Origin of the sequence: Micromonospora sp. WMMD1128, from assembly GCF_027497235.1 — a bacterium.
Lineage (GTDB): Bacteria > Actinomycetota > Actinomycetes > Mycobacteriales > Micromonosporaceae > Micromonospora.
In genome coordinates this window covers 4,134,891-4,153,008 of record NZ_CP114902.1, presented here as the reverse complement: position 1 = coordinate 4,153,008, position 18,118 = coordinate 4,134,891, and the positions used below count along the sequence as shown (strand labels likewise).

At 72.1% G+C, this 18,118-nt stretch carries 15 protein-coding genes; 7 read left to right on the top strand and 8 right to left on the bottom strand.

Going from position 1 to position 18,118, the window contains the following annotated elements:
- The first annotated feature begins 26 nt into the window (after positions 1 to 26).
- Positions 27 to 1,175 carry a glycosyltransferase gene (locus O7602_RS18525; RefSeq protein WP_281583893.1) on the top strand — a complete coding sequence of 383 codons (1,149 nt, stop codon included), beginning with the start codon at positions 27 to 29 and terminating at the stop codon, positions 1,173 to 1,175.
- Position 1,176: 1 nt separating this feature from the next.
- On the top strand, positions 1,177 to 2,427 hold the full coding sequence (locus tag O7602_RS18520) for a glycosyltransferase (RefSeq protein WP_281583892.1): 1,251 nt from the start codon (positions 1,177 to 1,179) through the stop codon (positions 2,425 to 2,427).
- Here O7602_RS18520 and O7602_RS18515 read toward each other — a convergent pair.
- The 5 genes from O7602_RS18515 to O7602_RS18495 form a co-directional block, all read right to left on the bottom strand.
- Positions 2,399 to 3,709, bottom strand: coding sequence for a hypothetical protein (locus O7602_RS18515; RefSeq protein ID WP_281583891.1), 1,311 nt, complete (start codon positions 3,707 to 3,709; stop codon positions 2,399 to 2,401). The two genes, O7602_RS18520 and O7602_RS18515, sit on opposite strands and share 29 nt — an antisense overlap.
- Before the next feature lie 156 nt (positions 3,710 to 3,865).
- Entirely contained in the window at positions 3,866 to 5,002 is a 1,137-nt protein-coding gene (locus O7602_RS18510) for a hypothetical protein (protein WP_281583890.1), read from the bottom strand.
- Positions 4,999 to 5,628 carry a sugar transferase gene (locus O7602_RS18505; RefSeq protein ID WP_281583889.1) on the bottom strand — a complete coding sequence of 210 codons (630 nt, stop codon included), beginning with the start codon at positions 5,626 to 5,628 and terminating at the stop codon, positions 4,999 to 5,001. The genes O7602_RS18510 and O7602_RS18505 overlap by 4 nt, the downstream gene beginning before the upstream one ends.
- Positions 5,629 to 5,755: 127 nt before the next feature.
- The gene (locus O7602_RS18500) at positions 5,756 to 6,838 is read right to left on the bottom strand and encodes a GNAT family N-acetyltransferase (RefSeq protein ID WP_281583888.1); all 1,083 of its coding nucleotides are present in this window, start codon (positions 6,836 to 6,838) and stop codon (positions 5,756 to 5,758) included.
- A 16-nt stretch (positions 6,839 to 6,854) separates the two neighbouring features.
- A complete protein-coding gene (locus O7602_RS18495; protein ID WP_281583887.1) occupies positions 6,855 to 7,997 on the bottom strand; it encodes an aminotransferase class I/II-fold pyridoxal phosphate-dependent enzyme in 1,143 nt (380 codons plus the stop codon).
- A gap of 202 nt (positions 7,998 to 8,199) precedes the next feature.
- Between O7602_RS18495 and O7602_RS18490 the strand changes: the two genes are divergently transcribed.
- Genes O7602_RS18490 through wecB form a run of 4 tightly spaced genes read left to right on the top strand, consistent with a single transcriptional unit; the run spans position 8,200 to position 12,714 of the window.
- The gene (locus O7602_RS18490; protein ID WP_281583886.1) at positions 8,200 to 9,237 is read left to right on the top strand and encodes an SDR family NAD(P)-dependent oxidoreductase; all 1,038 of its coding nucleotides are present in this window, start codon (positions 8,200 to 8,202) and stop codon (positions 9,235 to 9,237) included.
- Positions 9,234 to 10,361, top strand: coding sequence for an NAD-dependent epimerase/dehydratase family protein (locus O7602_RS18485; protein ID WP_281583885.1), 1,128 nt, complete (start codon positions 9,234 to 9,236; stop codon positions 10,359 to 10,361). Before O7602_RS18490 ends, O7602_RS18485 begins: the two co-directional genes overlap by 4 nt.
- A complete protein-coding gene (locus tag O7602_RS18480; RefSeq protein WP_281583884.1) occupies positions 10,358 to 11,593 on the top strand; it encodes a glycosyltransferase family 4 protein in 1,236 nt (411 codons plus the stop codon). The genes O7602_RS18485 and O7602_RS18480 overlap by 4 nt, the downstream gene beginning before the upstream one ends.
- On the top strand, positions 11,590 to 12,714 hold the full coding sequence (wecB, locus tag O7602_RS18475; protein WP_281583883.1) for a UDP-N-acetylglucosamine 2-epimerase (non-hydrolyzing): 1,125 nt from the start codon (positions 11,590 to 11,592) through the stop codon (positions 12,712 to 12,714). Before O7602_RS18480 ends, wecB begins: the two co-directional genes overlap by 4 nt.
- 47 nt (positions 12,715 to 12,761) lie before the next feature.
- Here wecB and O7602_RS18470 read toward each other — a convergent pair whose 3' ends face one another.
- The 3 genes from O7602_RS18470 to O7602_RS18460 form a co-directional block, all read right to left on the bottom strand.
- On the bottom strand, positions 12,762 to 13,400 hold the full coding sequence (locus O7602_RS18470) for a GNAT family protein (protein ID WP_281583882.1): 639 nt from the start codon (positions 13,398 to 13,400) through the stop codon (positions 12,762 to 12,764).
- 132 nt (positions 13,401 to 13,532) lie between these two features.
- Entirely contained in the window at positions 13,533 to 13,967 is a 435-nt protein-coding gene (locus O7602_RS18465; RefSeq protein ID WP_281583881.1) for a hypothetical protein, read from the bottom strand.
- Positions 13,968 to 14,155: 188 nt separating this feature from the next.
- On the bottom strand, positions 14,156 to 16,612 hold the full coding sequence (locus tag O7602_RS18460) for a Tex family protein (protein WP_281583880.1): 2,457 nt from the start codon (positions 16,610 to 16,612) through the stop codon (positions 14,156 to 14,158).
- Between the two features lie 169 nt (positions 16,613 to 16,781).
- On the opposite strand from O7602_RS18460, the gene O7602_RS18455 reads away from it, so the two are divergent.
- Positions 16,782 to 18,044, top strand: a complete 1,263-nt coding sequence (locus O7602_RS18455) for a nucleotide sugar dehydrogenase (protein ID WP_281583879.1) — start codon at positions 16,782 to 16,784, stop codon at positions 18,042 to 18,044.
- The last annotated feature ends 74 nt before the right edge of the window (positions 18,045 to 18,118 follow it).

Below are 18,118 nucleotides of genomic sequence, written 5' to 3'. Positions count from 1 at the left end.
TCGTTAGTACTATACGTGACTTTCTGATGGCTGACCGATTGCTGGGAAGCCTGCCGCGATTGTTTCGGAGGATGGCGATGGACCGCATCAGGAGGCGCGACCGGTCCGGCCCACCGGTCGTGGTGGCGCACTTCGCCGGCCGGATCGGCGCCAACGGTCCGCGGACCACACTGGAGCGAGTGCTGGCATCCCATCTGAGTCAGCGGTACGAGTTCGTGCGGATGCATCAGCCAGGGGCGAACGGCGGCCTCAACCCACGGCTCCTCCGCGACTGGGTCGCCATGCTCCGCCAGGTGCGACCCGACCTGATCCACGTCCGCGGACTGCAGAACGAGGGTTTCCACGGGGTGCTGGCCGCCCGGCTCGCCGGTGTGCCGCGCGTGCTCGTGAGCGTGCACGGCACAGTCCGAGATCTCACCGGCCCGCCGACCTGGAGGCGCCGGCTCCTGGTGGGCGTCGCCGAGCCCTTCACGTTGCGGGCGGCCACGCACGTCGCCACCGTCTGCGAGTACGCTGCCGCGCGTCCCTTCATCCGTGCCGTCGGTGAACGCTTCGTGGGGGTGATCCCGAACGGCGTCCCGGTGCCGTCGCGGCCGCACGCCGCGCGGGAACGTACGCGGAAGGCTCTCGGTCTTCCGCCCGACGCCACCGTGATGATCACGGTCAGTCGGCTGACCTGGGAGAAAGGTTTTCGGTCGCTCGCCGAGGCGTTGCGCCGGCTATCGGGCGGTCCGCGTCCGGTGCTCCTGGTCGCCGGCGACGGCCCCGACCGCCCGGAGATCGAAGCCGAACTGCGCGCCGTCGCGGGGCTCGACCTGCGCATGCTCGGGACTCGTGACGACGTGCCGGACCTACTCTCCGCCGCCGATCTGTTCGTGTTCCCGACCCTGCACGAGAACCTTTCCAACGCCCTGCTCGAGGCGATGGCGTACGGCCTGCCGGTGGTGGCGACGGCGGTCGGTGGCAACACCGAGGTGCTGCGCCTCGGCGGTGGCCGGCTGGTGCCGCCGGACGCTCCCGACGAACTGGCCGCCGCGCTCGCGGCGCTGCTCGCCGATCCGGCCGAGCGGGCCTACCTGGCCGCGATCGGCGAGAAAGTGGTTCGCGAGAACTACAGCCTGGACACGATGCTCACCACGCTCGACGCGACCTACCGACGGATCCTGGAGAGCTGACATGGCCCTGCGGGTGACGCTGCTCGGCTTCACCGTGCCGGACCCCGTCCTGCGGGAGATCATGGCGACGGACGAGATCATGTCGGTCCAGACGCACACCTTCGCCTGGGCCCTCGTCCGGAGCCTGCGCGCCGCCGGCTGCCAGGTCCGCCTGGTGTCTGCCGCGCCGGTGTCCACCTACCCGCGGAACCGCCGGGTCGTGTTCCGACGTGCGCGGTTCCGCTTCGACGATGTGGACGGACAGCTTCTCGGCTTCGTCAACCTGCTCGGCCTGAAGCACCTCACCCGCTTCGTGGCGGCGATGCGGGCCCGACCCGAACGGGCCGACAGCGACGTGCTGCTGATCCACGGCGTTCACGCGCCGTTCCTCTGGTGCGGGGCGTTCGTCGCGCGGCGCCGCGGAGTCCACGTCGTACCGGTGCTCACCGACCCGCCCGGAGTCGCACTGGCCACCGACGGGGCGTTCGTCCGGCTGCTTCGTCGGATCGACGTCGCGCTGGTGCGTGCTGCGCTGCGCCGATGCTCCGGTGTCGTCGCGCTGACCCGGCCGCTGGCGGACGATTTCGCCCCCGGGCTGCCCTGCCTGGTGATGGAGGGCATCTGTGACCCGCTGCCCGCCACGCCCACCGTCGGCGACGAGACGCCGTTTCGCGAGATCGTCTACGCCGGTGGCCTGACCCGCGCGTACGGGGTCGACCGCCTCGTGCGCGCGTTCCAGGAACTGCCCGATCCGGACCTGCGGCTGGCCCTGTTCGGCCGGGGCGAGCTGGCCGATGAGCTATGCGCCCAGGCCACCCGCGATCCGCGTGTCCGTCCGCCCCAGTTGATCGGCCGGAAAGAACTGGCCTCCCGGCTGGCCCGGGCCGCGGTGTTGGTGAACCCACGCCCGGTGGCGCAGGGCTTCGTGCGGTACTCGTTCCCGTCGAAGCTGCTGGAATATCTCGCCGCCGGTGTTCCGGTGGTGACGACGCGGCTGCCCGGCATACCGGCGGACTACGAGCGCCACCTGATGTTCGCCGAGACGGATGACGGCGCCGGCCTACGGGAGGCGCTGGCCCGGGCGCTGGCGCTCGACGCCGACGAACGGCGCGAGCGCGGCACGGCCGGGGCGACGTTCGCCCGGCGGGAGCGGGGGCCGGCGGCGCAGGGAGCGCGGTTGCGCCAGTTCCTCGCCGGGCTCGCCGGGTTTCCCGGGGAGACGCCGGGCGGGGGACCGACCGCCGTCACCGGTGCGCGTCCCCCCCGCGGATGAGCGGCCGTGGCAGCGCCGGCCGGACCGGCGCGTACGCCTGCTGCAACCGTCGGTGCCACCTGACGACGCCGGTGCCGAGGTAGCAGGCGAACAGCGTGGCCAGGCCGATCAGGGCGGGGCGGGTGCCCAGCGCGTTGTTCGCCGGTATGTAGGCGATCAGGATGCACAGCTGCGTGAAGATGACGCCGGGCAGGACCCGCTTCTGCACGGTGGCCTCCCGCCACGTCCGGGCGAATACCCAGCCCACCAACGCCATGAGGCCCACCGTGCCCGGGAACGAGAGGTCGGACGCCAGCCACGGGTAGACGGTGGCCCAGTACAGGTCCGCCGGCCAGCCGGTTCGCGCCTCAGTCCGTTCGAGATACGACGGGTGTTCGCCGGGGTCGACGTTCAGGTACTGGGCGGCGTAGGACGAGATGGCGACCGTGCTGCCGAGACCCCGGGACCACTCGAACGGGGTGTCCAGGTTGTAGGCCAGCCCGAGGTAGCCGTGTGTCGGATAGAGGACCATCGCCGTCACCCCGGTCGCCAGGTGCGGTCCGAGGACCTGCTCGACGGTCGCGTTCGGCCGCGCCTTGTCGGTGGTGCCGAAGAGGTCTGTCCGGTCCGCCTGCGTGTTGATCAGGTACCAGCAGAAGAGCCCGAACAGGACGATGGTCAAAATCCTCTTTCTGGTCAGCCGGCTGCCGGTCGCGTGCCCGGCCCGACGGCGACCGGACGCGAGGAGCAGACCGGCCGCCGCCATGATCGCGAAGTCACCGAGGCCCTTGAGGGTGCCGATGTAGAGGAAGAAGACGCTGTACAGGGCGATCCCGGTGATCCCGGCCGTTCGCGCCGCGACGGACAGCTCGCGCCAGTACAGCACGAGGAGGGGAACCAGCGCGGTGGAGAACACCGCGAGCAGCGTCAGCACCTGCACGGCGGGGTTGGCCCCGCCGGTCGTCTGCTGCACATCGTAGATCTGGAACTTGTTCGCGTAGGCGGTGGCCGGCTCCTGGAGGCTGGCCAGGATGCTGCCCGGTCCGGTCGCTCCATACTCGCGCAGATAGGCGACACCCAGTGCGCCGTAGTGGATCGCGCCGAGGATGACGAGGCGGTGGACCGTGCGCATGCGGGGCGAGTCGGGTGCGGGCATGCCCTCCGCGGCCGCGCGTCGCGTACACGCCAGGTACCCCACCGCGAACGCGCCCGTGGCGGAGAACACGAACGCGCAGAGCTTCCCCGGGTTCTCCACCAGGTGCGCCATCGGGCCCAGCCAGAAGGCACCGAAGGTGCCGAGCATCCAAGCGCTCGCGACCCACAGGGGCAGCAGGCTGACCCGCCCGGTTCGCACCGGACGGGGCCGGAGAGGTGCATTTCCTGGCCCATCGGGTCCGACCTGAGAAGCCACCCGCACGGGCGAAGTCGTCGTCATCGTCTCAAACATCCCGTCGGTTGGTCAGCGCGTGGACACCGACGGAGGAAGCGGGTCGGTGGTTGTCCCGAGGCCGGAGTCCCCAGCCCGAGGCGGCGGTCGGCGCGGAACTGGTCGGGCCGGTCCGGGTGCGGACGTGGGGCCGGGCGTGCAGCCGGCGCGGACGCGATGGACCACCCGATCCATGTCGGCCGTGTCCCACCGGATGTCGGTGTGCAGATAGAGCAACCGGCGGGAGAGCGCCACCTGAGATTCGGGCGTCTCCTCCGGCGGCAGGGTCCAGAGCATCGCCGGGTAGACGTGGTGGGCGATCAGGTCGGCCCGTACCCGGTCCCGGAGCGCAGCATCGGCGAATTCGAGCAGGACGCCGAAGCTTCGCTGGTGCGCGACCAGCCCCGGCACGTCGCGGAGCCCGGCCGAGAGCCGTTCCCCGTTGATCAGCCTTCGCCGGCGCATCTCGTCCTGCGGCAGCACGGCGAGCAGGTGTCGCGAGTAGTCGGAGATGCCGCTGATCCGGGTGGCGCGGAGTCCGGCCTCGCCTTCGGCGAAGAGTGCCAGGTAGTCGGCCTTGTCCAGGGGGATGCCGTCGAGGTAGGCCGCCTTGAGGCACATGGCGGACAGGGTGCGGCTCACGGTGGCGAGGTGTTCCTCCGTGGGCGGCAGCGCCGGGGGCAGCTCGGCTGCGCGGCCGGCCCACACCGCGCCGCCGTCAGGCAGCGGCAGGGTCTTGCGCAGCGAGGCGAAGACGAAGTCCGCCCGGGCCGTCACCTCGCCGAGCCAGGGCGCGACCGGATCGTGGGTGACGTCGACGATCAAATCTGCGTCAGTGTCGGGCAGGTCCGGGGGCGCGCCGAAGTACGACACGGTCAGCACCACCTCGTCGGCCTCGGCCCGGGGCGCCGCCGGCGGTCCGAACGGCCCGGCGTCGTAACGTCGTACGGGAATGAGGTCCCGCACGCTGTCCACCACTTCCGGGCAGTAGTAGGCGGGCATGTGCAACGTGCGCCAGCCGAGGGTGCGGCGTCCGTGCGTCACGAGTGCGCGCAGAGCTTGCCGTCCGGAGCCGTACAGCCGGGTGCCGGGCCCGGGCGGGGCGGGCTCGCCCGGTGGCACCAGGAACGGGAAGACCGAACCGACCTCCCAGCGCGGAGTGGATGTCACCGCGCCCGCTCCAGCACCGGTGGCACCAGGCCGACGTCGTCGGCGTCCTCGGGCCGCTGCCCGACGATCTCACCGCGCTGGAACGGTTGGGCGAGGGTGCGCAGCAGGATCCCGAGATCCATCCGGACCGAGTGGTTATCGACGTAGTGCACGTCCAGGTCGAGTCGCTGACCGAAGGTCAACGCACGTCGGCCGTGGACCTGGGCCAGGCCCGTGATGCCGGGGCGCACCTCGTGGCGGCGGGCGTGCCGAGGGCTGTACCGGGGCAGATATTCCATGACCAGGGGGCGTGGACCGACCAGGCTCATCCGCCCGGTGACCACCAACGCCAGCTCCGGCAGTTCGTCGAGGCTGGTGCGGCGGAGGAAGCGGCCGAGTCGGGTGGAGCGCACGTCGTCGGTGTACCAGGCGTGCTCCCCGGCCCGGGGCTCCCGCATGGTGCGGAACTTCACCAGGGTGAACGGCTGGCCGTGCAGGCCCGGGCGCACCTGGCGGAAGAAGACGGGCCGGCCTGAGGTCACCAGGATCGCGAGCGCGATGACGGTCAGGAGCGGGCTGAGGAGGACGAGTAACGCCACAGATCCAAGGATGTCGATCATGCGCTTGGCCGGCGCGGTCCTCTTCACGGGAACTCCTCGCATGCGGCGGTCGGGGCGCCGGCGGCGCCGAAGTAACCGGATATCTCGCTCATAATGGTTCTATCAGGGGCAAGGCGCGGCCGTGCCTGCTTTCGCGAACCACGCGTCGGTCGGGCTAGTCAGGCAGCGGCGCCCGGTAGGCGGGGAAGAACGTCGGGTCCGGCTGCCAGCCCGGGTCGCGCCGCACGCCCTCCCGGTGATGGGCGGCGGTGAGCGCGTCGTAGGCCGGCTCGTTCAGCACCCGGCTGCCGGTGCAGTAGGTCAGGAGCGTGTCCGGGGCGAAGGAACGCTTGTAGCGGAAGATGCCGTCGTCCGGCCGGTAGCCGCCGCCGAGGAGGCAGCCGATCCGTCCGTGGCGCTCCGCCCAGTCGAACATCTCGACCTTGAGCAGGTCGTTGGGGCGCAGCGCGAAGGCGCGCTCGTCGGTGCCACCGAGGAACGACCAGATGTGGTCCGCGGAGAGCAGGGCGAGCTCCGACGAGACGACGCGTCCCTCGTGGAGGGCGTGGAAGAAGACGAACTGACCGGTCAGCTCGCGGATGACGGCCTCGAGGAAGGCCCGGGAGAAGTGGTACGTCTCCTCGGCCCCGCGCCGGTCCATGGTGGCCGAATAGACGGCCAGGAAGTCGTCCAGGCGGGCACCGGTCGGGTCGGCCTCCACGACGACCCCGCTCCGGCGGGCCTTGTTCACGTTCTTGCGGACCTTGTGCTCGAACTCCCGCCACCTGACGTCGGCCGGGACGCGTAGGTCGCGCAGCACGTTCGGCAGCCTGGGGCGCACCTGCCCGGGGTACGGCAGGATCCGGTCGCCGAAGACGTGCAGCCGGGCGAACTCCGTCACGACCCGGCGGGAGCGGCACCACTCGTCGAAGGCCGCCCAGAAGTCCTTCGCCTCCGCCTCGGAGACACCCTCCTGGAACGGGCCCCCGCTGCTCGCGGCGTACGGGCTCGCGATGTCCTGCCAGCCCGCTCCCGCCTCGCGCAGGTGCGGGGCGTCCACCGGACGCAACACGAACGGGTAGAGCACGAAACCCGCGGACGTCCGGGCGTACGCGGCCATCGGAGCGCCGGCCGGGTCGCCGAACAACCGCACGTACGCGGGATGCGCGACGACCTCCCGGCGCCGCCAGCGCTCGTGCACCCTGGCCCAACGTGCCGCGTCGGCCGGGTCGTGCGCGTTCCAGATCTCCAGGTTCATCGCCGTCGCCGACCGCTCAGCCCCGGCCCAGGAACAGCTCGATGGTGTGCAGGACGTGGGAGGCATGCTCCTCGGTCGTCGCCGAGCCGCTGGGCAGCGCGAGGCCGTCGGCGAAGAGTCGTTCGGCGGCTCCGCTGAGCGTCGAGCGCGCGCCGGCGAAGAGCGGCTGGAGGTGCATCGGCTTCCAGATCGGCCGCGTCTCGACGCCGGCCCGGTCGAGGTGGGCGGCGAGGTCGGCGGCGCGCCAACCGGCGACGGTCGGGTCGACGGCGATGGTGGTGAGCCAGCAGTTGGATCCCGGGTCGTCGTCGGCGAGGAGGCGGACGCCGGGGCTGGAGGCGAAGAGTTTCGCGTACGCCTCGCGGATCCGGCGACGCCGGCCGATCATGGTGTCGAGCCGGCGCAGCTGGGCGCGCCCGAGCGCGGCGAGCAGGTTGCTGAGCCGGTAGTTGTAACCGACGTCGTGGTGCTGGTAGTGCGGCACCGGCTGCCGGGCCTGGGTGGACAGGTAGCGGCTCCGCTCGATCAGCTCCGCGTCGTCGCTGACCAGCATGCCGCCGCCGGAGGTGGTGATGATCTTGTTGCCGTTGAACGAGATCACGGCCGCCCGGCCGAAGGAGCCCGCCGGGCGGCCGTCCCGGCTCGCGCCGAGCGCCTCCGCCGCGTCCTCCAGCGCCGGCACGCCGGCCTCGGCGCACACGCGCGCGATCGTGGGGTGGTCGGCGCAACTTCCGAACAGGTCGACCGGCACGACGGCGGCCACCCGCCGACCCTCCCGGCGCAACTCGCGCAGCGTCCGATCCAGCAGGCCGGTGTCGATGTTGCCGCTCGCGGGCTCGGCGTCGACGAAGACCGGCTCCGCCCCGGTGTAGACCACGGCGTTGGCGGTGGCGACGAATGTCAGAGTGGGTACCACGACCACCGTTCCCGGCCCGGCGCCGAGCCCGAGCAGGCCGAGATGCAGCGCGGCCGTGCCGGAGGACAGGGCGACCGCGTGCGCGCGGCCCGTCCGCTTCGCCACCTCCCGCTCGAACGCGGTGACATCCGGCCCGGTCGGGGCCACCCAGCCCGACCGCAACGCCTGGATCAGGTACGACTCCTCCAGCGGGCCCACGTCGGGGGGCGACAGCAGGACGCGGTCGACGGCGGGGTGAAGCACGAGCGACCTCCGACTGTCGGATGCCCCGGCGTGGACCGGAGCGGCGAATCGTTCCGGTGGGCTAACGAGTCGCCCGAGATGAGGCAGCGCACCTTGAGAGGAATATCCCTTTTTGGGGATGGAAGGGAGAATTTCCGCATCCTGGTCCGGTCCGCCCTCGTTGTGCGCAAGAGCGAATCCTGAGACGACAACGGGAGCATCAGTGAACTACCCCATAAGCGGCCGACGGGTGCTGATCACCGGCGGCACCGGCTCGTTCGGTCAGACGATGGTGCGGCGGCTCCTGGCCAACGGCGTCGCCGAGGTCCGCGTGCTGAGCCGCGACGAGGCCAAACAGGACGCCATGCGCCGGGTGCTGGGCGACCAGCGGGTCCGCTACCACGTCGGCGACGTCCGTGACTACGACTCCGTGCTGCACGCCAGCCGGGAGGTCGACCACATCTTCCACGCCGCCGCGCTCAAGCAGGTGCCGTCGTGCGAGTTCTTCCCGCTGGAGGCGGTACGCACCAACGTGCTCGGCAGCGCCAACGTGATCGAGGCGGCGGACCGCAACGGGGTCGGCTCCGTCGTGGTGCTCAGCACCGACAAGGCCGTCCAGCCGGTCAACGCGATGGGCATGAGCAAGGCCCTGATGGAGAAGGTCGCCCAGTCCTACGCCCGGAACAACCCGCGCAGCGCCACGGTCGTCTCCTGCGTCCGCTACGGCAACGTGATGTACTCCCGGGGCTCGGTGATCCCGCTCTTCATCGAGCAGCTCAAGGCCGGACGCGCGCCCACCGTCACCGACCCCCGGATGACCCGCTTCCTGATGTCGCTCGACGACTCGGTGGGTCTGGTCGAGCACGCCTTCCAGCACGCCCGGCCCGGGGACGTCTTCATCCGCAAGGCCGCCGCCTGCACCGTCGGCGACCTGGCCGAGGCGCTCTGCCAGCTCTTCGACGTGCCGGCGAAGCTGGACGTGGTGGGCGTCCGGCACGGCGAGAAGCAGGACGAGACGCTCGCCAGCCGGGAGGAACTGGCCCGCGCCGAGGACTTCGGCGACTTCTTCCGGGTGCCCGTCGACGCCCGTGGCCTCAACTACGCGCTGTACGTGTCCGAGGGCGATTTCGGCCTCGGCGCGGAGGAGGACTTCAACTCGGCGAACGCGCCCCGGCTCGACGTACCCCAGATCGTCGATCTGCTGCTCACCCTGCCCGAGGTGCGGGCGGAGCTGGCGCTGCGGGATCCGGTGCTGGCGTGACGCGCGTCGCCGTCACCGGCGGCGCGGGTTTCCTCGGCTGGCACGTGCGGGTGCTGATGCGCGCCCTCGGCCTGCCCGATCCGGTCCTGGTCTCCCGCGCCGACCTCGCCGACCCCGACGCGCTCGCTGCCCGGCTGGACGGGGCCGACCGGGTCCTGCATCTCGCCGGCGTCAACCGCGGCGACCCGGCGGAGGTGGCCGACGGCAACGCCCGGCTCGCCGCCGCGCTCGCCCGTGGCCTGGCCCGCTGCGCGGCCCCACCACCGACAGTCGTCTACGCCAACTCCGTCCAGGCGGGCAACGGCACGCCCTACGGCGACGGTAAGGCGCTCGCCGCGACGACCCTCGCGGACGCCGGTGTCGACCTCGTCGACGTGCGCCTGCCGAACCTCTACGGGGAGCACGGTCGGCCGTTCTACAACTCGGTCGTCGCCACGTTCTGCCGGCTGCTGGCCGACGGTAGCCGGCCGGAGGTGCACGAGGACCGGGAACTGGACCTCGTGCACGTGACCGACGCCGCCGCGCACCTGCTCGGCGCGCCCGCCGACGGCGGCTGGGACGCGCGCATGCCGGCGCTGCGCCTCGGCGTGCGGGAACTCGCCGGGCGGCTGGCCGGCTACGCCGACGTCTACCGCCGGGGCGAGCTGCCGCCGCTGCCGGACCGGCACGCCGTGCGCCTGTTCAACACCTACCGGTCGCACTGCTTCCCGCACCACTATCCGCTGCCGTTGCCCCGGCACGCCGACCCGCGCGGCGAACTCACCGAGGTGGTCAAGTCGCACGGCGGCCAGGGGCAGACGTTCTGCTCCAGCAGCCACCCCGGCGTCGTCCGCGGCGAGCACTTCCACCTGGCCAAGGTGGAACGGTTCGCGGTCGTGCGGGGCAGCGCCGAGATCGCGCTGCGCCGGGTGGGCCACGACGAGGTGGTCCGCTTCGCCGTCAGTGGCGATCGACCGGTCGTGGTGGACATGCCGACCATGTGGGTGCACAAGATCACCAATGTCGGTGCGGACGAGCTGCTGACCCTCTTCTGGACCAACGAGGTGTTCGACCCCGCGCGCCCCGACACCTACCGCGAGACGGTCGAGGCCGAGCGTGTGGCGACGGCGGTCGCGGCGAGATGAGGGTTGGCCTGGTCACCCAGTGGTATCCGCCGGAGCCGGCGTTCATCCCCGCGGGTCTCGCCGCCGCCCTGGCGGCCCGTGGCCACCAGGTCCGGACGTTGACCGCCTTCCCCAACTATCCCGGCGGGCGGATCTACCCCGGCTACCGGCAGCGCTGGCGGTCGGTGGAGACCGTCGACGAGGTGACCGTGCGCCGGGTGCCGGTGTACCCGTCGCACGACAGTTCGGCGGTCGGCCGGGTCGCCAACTACCTGTCGTACGCGGCCACCAGCTCGGTGGCGGGGTGGCGCTTCCTCGCCGGCCTCGACGTGCTCTACGTCTATCACCCACCCCCCACCGCCGTGGCCGCCGCGCTGCTGCCGCGCCTGCTGCGCCGGGTGCCGGTGCTGCTGCACGCGCAGGACATCTGGCCGGAGTCGGTGACCGGCTCCACGATGGCCCCCGCGGGGCGCGCCGGGCGGCTCCTCGACCGCGGGCTCCACGCCGCCATGACACGTGTCTACCGGTCGGTGGACGGCATCGTGGCACTCTCTGACTCGATGGCGGAGCTTCTGGTCGAGCGGGGCGCGGACCCGAGCGCCGTGCGCGTGGTGCTCAACTGGACCGAGGAGGAGCTGTTCCGGCCGGTGCCGGTCACCCCGGCCGCGCGGGCGGAGGTCGGCTACCGGGGCCGGCCGGTCGTGATGTTCGCCGGCAACCTCGGGGCGTTCCAGCGGATCGAGACGGCGATCCGGGCCGCCGCGGCCGTCCCGGACATCGACCTCGTCCTGGTCGGCTCCGGCATCGAGGAGGACGCCGCCCGGCGGCTCGTCGCGGAACTGGACGCGGCGAACATCAGGTTCCTCGGCCGCCGCCCGCCGCAGGAGATGGCCGAGTTGTACGCCGCCGCCGACTGGCAGCTCATCTGCCTGCGTAACCTGCCCGCGCTGCGGGGCACGGTGCCGTCCAAGCTCCAGGCGGCGCTCGCCTGCGGTCGGCCGGTCCTCGCCTCCGCGCCCGGGGACGCCGCCCGCCTGGTCGAGTCCGCCGGCGTGGGGTTCTCCTGCCCGCCCGAGGACGTCGTGGCGCTGGCCAGCCGGTTCGCCCAGGCCGCCGCGCTGCCGGCGGGGGAGTGGGCCCGGATGGGCGCGCGGGCCAGCCGTGTCTATCAGGACCGGATGTCGTTGCGGGTGGGAGTGGACCAGATCGAGGACATGATGGCCAAGCTGATCACGCAACGGAGGCGACGATGACCAGGGTCATGACGGTGGTCGGCACACGGCCCGAGATCATCCGGTTGTCCCGGGTGCTGGACCGGCTCGACCGGACCGTGGACCACGTGCTGGTGCACACCGGGCAGAACTGGGATCCGGCGCTGTCCGACGTGTTCTTCTCCGAGCTGCGCCTGCGGCAACCGGACCGCTTCCTCGAGGTCGACACCTCCTCGCTGGGGCGCGTGCTCGGCGGCGTCCTCGTCGGGGTCGAGCAGGCCGTGGCCGACTTCCGGCCGGACGCGCTGCTCGTCCTCGGCGACACCAACAGCTGCATCGCCGCGCTGATGGCGCGCCGGATGCGGGTGCCCGTCTACCACATGGAGGCCGGCAACCGGTGCTTCGACCTGAACGTGCCGGAGGAGACCAACCGGCGGCTGGTCGACCACGTCGCCGACTTCAACCTCGTCTACACCGAGCACGCCCGGCGCAACCTGCTCGCCGAGGGCCTGCACCCGCGACGGATCCTGCACACCGGCTCGCCGATGCGGGAGGTGCTGGAGCACTACCGCGCCGACATCGAGGCGTCCACGATCCTGCGCCAGCTCGAACTGAACCCCGGCGGGTACTTCGTGGTCAGCGCGCACCGGGAGGAGAACGTGGACCAGCCGGCCCGGCTCCGCCGCCTGCTGGACTGCCTCCGGGCCGTACGCGACGAGTGGGACCTGCCGGTGCTGGTCTCCACCCACCCGCGGACCCGTAAGCGGCTGGAGTCCGTCGCGGAGGATGGGCTCGCGCTGGACGGGATCGCCTTCCACGAACCGTTCGGTCTGCTGGACTACGTGCACCTGGAGACGCGCGCGCGGTGCACGCTGTCGGACAGCGGGACGATCAGCGAGGAGGCGGCGATCCTCGGCTTCCCGGCGGTGACGCTGCGGGAGTCGATCGAGCGCCCGGAAGCGCTCGACGCCGGCGGCATGATCATGACCGGGCTGGATCCGGCCGGCACGGTGGAGGCGGTGCGGGTGGCGGTGGCGCAGGTCGCCGCGGACGGCGTGCCATGCCCGGCCGACTACCTGGTGCCCGACACGTCCCGGCGGGTCGTCGACTTCATCCTGTCCACCGTGCGGCGCCACCACGACTGGGCGGGCATCCGCCGCTGACCTGGGCGGCGCGTGACCGGGACCTCCGCTGCGGAGACGCTCGAAACTCAGCGTTGAACCGCCGGCATCGTCGCCCACGTTTCCTGTTCGACCGGGTGCTGACGCGGCAGCCCCAGCATTGGACCGCAGACCCGTTCCACGTAATCCGCCGCATCGGCCAGGGCGTCGAAGTCCGGGCGCAGCGCCGCCACCCGGAGCAGGTCGTGCCACTGGCCCCCGCGGAAGACCGACTCGTGCTCGCGCCCTTCCACCCGCCATCCGCATCGCCGCACGTACGCGCCGTAGCTCGGCCCGTTGAAGGCGAGGATGGTGCTGTGCAGCCGGCGCAGGCCGACGTCGTAGAAGGCCCAGGCCATGATCAACTTTATCGCGTCGCTGCCGGCGCCCTTGGGCGCTCGACCTGGCATCAACTTGATCGCGGTCAGCGCGCCACGATTGTGCCAGTCGACGTCCCACAGGCCGGTCAGCCCCAGCGGCTCGCCGTTGGGGCCGTCGGTCACCGTCAGGCGGCGGGTACGCGGATCGCGCTGCGAGGACTGGAACCACTCGGCCTGTGCGTCGGGCGAGATCGGCCACTCCCAGCCCCCCACGAAGTTGCGGACCCCGGGGTGGTTCGCCAGGTCGGCGAGGAAGCGCAGGTCGTCGACTTCCATCGGACGGATGCCGACGATACGGCCGGTCAGCATGGTGCTCCTCTCGTCGCCCCCTGGGCGCGGTCTGCTCGGTCGGCACCCGTGGTCGGGTCGCACCAGGGGTTAACGTGACAGGCCGGTCCCAGGTCGTGCCCGACCGCGCGTCGAGGCGGGCGCGAGAGCGGCTCAGGGCCAGTCGTCGCCCGCATCGAGGCGCTGGCCGAGCAGGTCCGACAGCGGCAGCGACTCGCCGTCCCGGCCACCTCGACCGACGACCAGGGGTGGCGGCGACGGCTCCGGCCGCGCCCCCACCAGCCGGGACCGCAGGCCGGCCGGCACGGTCAGCAGGTAGAACCGCCCCTCGGTGTCCACCCCCCGGCTGCGGGCGCGGTCGACGTACCAGCCGGTGAGGTGGGTGCGATAACGGGCCCGACCGTCGTAGGTGGCGGCCGTGAGCCGCTCCGTGCGCAGGCGACGCCGGCTCGCCTCGGCCGCGAACCGGGCCACCAGCTCCGCGGCCTGCGCCTGCTCGGCCGCGCGCTGCCGCGCCTCGGCCTCCGCGTGCGCCCGCACCGCGTGCCCCCGCTGCTCCCGCCACTCCGAGCCGTCGTCCGCACCCACGCCTGAGAGGGTACGCCCGGCGGCGCCTCCCGCCCCGCGGCGGTGCTGCCTTCCCGCCGGCCGTGTGGGTGCCGCGCGGGCGGATGCGTCCCTCGCGCCTCGCGGCCCTGTCGAGCTGAGTCGTTGGTGACATCAGCGCGCTGAGTCGTTCGCGCCATCAGCTCGACAGGGCCGGAAGAGGTGACCGGTCAGGCCAGACCGGCGCGACGCAGCGCCTCCGCCATGGCATCGTTTGCCGGCGCCGGAGCGCCCCGCCCCGGTCGCTGCGGCGAGCCGCCCTGGCCACGGCGCTGCCCCTCCCGCCCGCTGCCCTGTCCACTTCGGCCACCACCGGCCTGTCCCGGCCGCTCACCGCGGTCCGCGCCGCCCCGGCCACCGCTGCCTCGGCCGTCACGTGGACCGCCGCTGCGACCGCCGGACTCACGACGGCCGTCACCGCCCGCCGCACGCCCGCCGGCCGGGGTCTCGTCGTCCAGCCGCAGCGTCAACGAGATCCGCTTGCGCGGCACGTCCACGTCGAGCACCCGCACCTTCACCACGTCACCGGACTTCACCACGTCGCGCGGATCCTTGACGAACGTGTGCGACATCGCCGAGACGTGCACCAGCCCGTCCTGGTGCACGCCGACGTCGACGAACGCGCCGAACGCGGCCACGTTGGTGACCACGCCCTCCAGCACCATCCCGGGGGTGAGGTCGCTGATCTTCTCGACGCCCTCGACGAAGGTGGCGGTGCGGAACTCCGGGCGCGGGTCCCGGCCGGGCTTCTCCAGCTCGGCGAGGATGTCGGTGACCGTGGGCAGGCCGAACGTGTCGTCGACGAAGTCGGTGGCCCGCAACCCGCGCAGGATGGCCGACCGGCCGATCAGCGCGCGCAGGTCCTGCCCGGTGCTGGCGAGGATGCGGCGCACCACCGGGTATGCCTCGGGGTGCACGCTGGAGGAATCGAGCGGGTCGTCGCCGCCGGGGATGCGCAGGAAGCCGGCGCACTGCTCGAACGCCTTCGGCCCGAGCCGCGCCACCTTCTTCAGCTCGCCCCGGGTGCGGAACGGCCCGTGGGCGTCCCGGTGCAGCACGATGTTCTCCGCCAGGCCGGCGCCGATGCCGGAGACCCGGGTCAGCAGGGGAGCGGAGGCGGTGTTGACGTCGACGCCGACCGCGTTGACGCAGTCCTCGACCACGGCGTCGAGGGAGCGGGACAGCTTCACCTCGGACAGGTCGTGCTGGTACTGCCCGACGCCGATCGAGCGCGGGTCGATCTTCACCAGCTCGGCGAGGGGGTCCTGGAGGCGACGGGCGATCGAGACCGCGCCGCGCAGCGACACGTCAAGCGTGGGCAGCTCCTGCGAGGCGTACGCGGAGGCCGAGTAGACCGACGCGCCGGCCTCGGAGACCATCACCTTGGTCAGCTTCAGCTCGGGATGCCGCGTGATCAGCTCACCGGCGAGCTTGTCGGTCTCCCGGCTGGCGGTGCCGTTGCCGATCGCGACCAGCTCGACGCCGTGCGCCGCGGCCAGCGTGGCGAGCGTGTGCAGGGACGCGTCCCACTGCCGGCGCGGCTCGTGCGGGTAGATCGTATCGGTGGCGACCACCTTGCCGGTGGCGTCCACCACCGCCACCTTCACCCCGGTCCGCAGGCCCGGGTCGAGACCCATGGTGGCGCGGCTGCCGGCCGGGGCGGCGAGCAGCAGGTCGCGCAGGTTGGTGGCGAAGACCCGGACGGCCTCCTCCTCGGCCGCCTGCCACAGCCGCATCCGCAGGTCCGCGCCGAGGTGGATGAGGATCCGGGTACGCCAGGCCCAGCGCACCGTGTCGGTCAGCCACCGGTCGGCGGGCCGCCCCCGGTCGGTGACGCCGAACCGGCCGGCCACGGCGGCCTCGTACCGGCTGGGCCCGGTGGCCGCGTCGGCGTCGTCGTCGGCCTCCGGGGCCATGGTCAGCTCCAGCACGCCTTCCTTCTCGCCCCGGAGCATGGCGAGGATCCGGTGCGAGGGGAGCTTCGGGTACGGCTCGGCGAAGTCGAAGTAGTCGGCGAACTTCGCGCCGGCGGACTCCTGGCCCTCGCGTACCCGGGAGACCAGACGGCCCCGCGACCACATCTGCTCGCGCAGCGTGCCGATCAGGTCGGCGTCCTCGGCGAAGCGCTCGATCAGGATGGCCCGGGCCCCGTCCAGCGCGGCGGTCGCGTCGGCCACCCCCCGGTCCGCGTCGACGAAGCCGGCGGCGAGCGTCTTCGGGTCCTGGGCCGGGTCGGCGAGCAGCGTGTCGGCGAGCGGCTCCAGCCCGGCCTCGCGGGCGATCTGCGCCCGGGTCCGCCGCTTCGGCTTGTAGGGCAGGTAGATGTCCTCCAGCCGGGACTTCGAGTCCGCGGCGAGGATCTGCGCCTCCAACGCCTCGTCGAGCTTGCCCTGGCCGCGGATCGACTCCAGCACCGCGGCGCGTCGCTCGTCCAGCTCGCGCAGGTAGCGCAGCCGCTCCTCGAGCGTGCGCAGTTGCGCGTCGTCGAGCAGGCCGGTGGCCTCCTTGCGGTAGCGGGCGATGAACGGCACGGTGGCGCCGCCGTCGAGCAGCTCCACGGCCGCCCGCACCTGGCGCTCGGCGACGCCGAGTTCCTCGGCGATCCGCTGGTGCACAGACTGAGTCACGATCCTGATCCGCCTTCTCGGGTGGGTTCGTCGTGCATTCTGCCCGCTCGGGTCGGACGCCGCGCACCGCGGCGGTCCCGCCGCCGACCGATATCCCGGAAACGGACTTCTGGCCGCAGAAAGCCCTCTAGCCTCCAACCAGGTGTTTTCCTACGTGTCGGGAGTCCGGGTGAACGCTGAGAAGGTAGTCGTCATCGGCCAGGGATACGTCGGCCTTCCGCTGGCCGTGCGGGCCGTCGAGGCCGGGTTCGAGGTGGTCGGCCTGGATGTCGACGCCGACCGGATCAAGCGGCTCGCCTCCGGCGAGTCGTTCGTCGAGGACATCCCCACCGACCGCCTCGGCCGCGCGCTCAGCAGTGGTCGCTACCGCCCGACCACGGAGTACGCCGACGCCGAGGGCTTCGACGTCTGTGTGATCACGGTGCCGACCCCGCTCCGGGACGGCACCCCGGACCTGAGCTACGTGGAGCAGGCCGGCATCCACATCGGCCCGTACGTGCGACCGGGTGCCACGGTGGTGCTGGAGTCGACGACGTACCCGGGCACGACCGAGGAACTGCTCCGTCCGCTCCTGGAGACGGCCAGCGGGTTGCGCGCCCCGGGCGACTTCCACCTCGGCTACAGCCCCGAACGCATCGACCCCGGCAACCCGACCTGGCGGCTGGAGAACACGCCGAAGGTGGTCTCCGGCGTGGACGCCGACGCGCTGGAGCGGGTGGACGGGTTCTACCGCCGGATCGTGGCCCGGACCGTGCCGGTGTCCTCCACCCGCGTCGCGGAGCTGACCAAGCTGATCGAGAACACGTTCCGCCAGGTGAACCTGGGGCTGATCAACGAACTCACCATGCTCTCCCACGGCCTGGGCATCGACGTCTGGCAGGCGATCGACGCGGCCGAGACGAAACCGTTCGGGTTCATGCCGTTCCGGCCCGGCCCCGGCGTCGGAGGTCACTGCCTGCCGATCGACCCCTGCTATCTGTCCTGGCAGGTCAAGCGGCGGCTGGGCCGGCAGTTCCGCTTCATCGAGCTGGCGAACGACGTCAACCACGAGATGCCCGAACACGTCACGCGACGGATCATGGCCGGGTTGAACCGCAGCGGTCGCGCCATCAGCGGCGCCCGGCTGCTGCTGCTCGGCCTCGCGTACAAGAAGAACACCGGCGACATGCGCGACTCGCCCGCCGCGGACGTCGCCCGGCGGCTGTGCGCCCTGGGCGCGGACGTCCGGGCCGCCGAGCCGTACGCGGAGGAGCACCAGATCCCGGCCGGCGTGCTCGTCGTGCCGCTGACCGAACGGGAGGTCGACGCCGCCGACGCGGTGGTCGTCACCACCGACCACGACGTCTTCGACTACGACATGGTGTCCCGCCGGGCCCGCTACGTCTTCGACGCCCGCAACCGGTGCGCCGGACCGGCCGTCGAGCGTCTCTAGGGCCTGTGTCGAAGTCGGTGCCCGGGGCTTGAGTTGTTGGGTGAGGGTCTTGGCGTGTCGGTGTTCGAGATGTA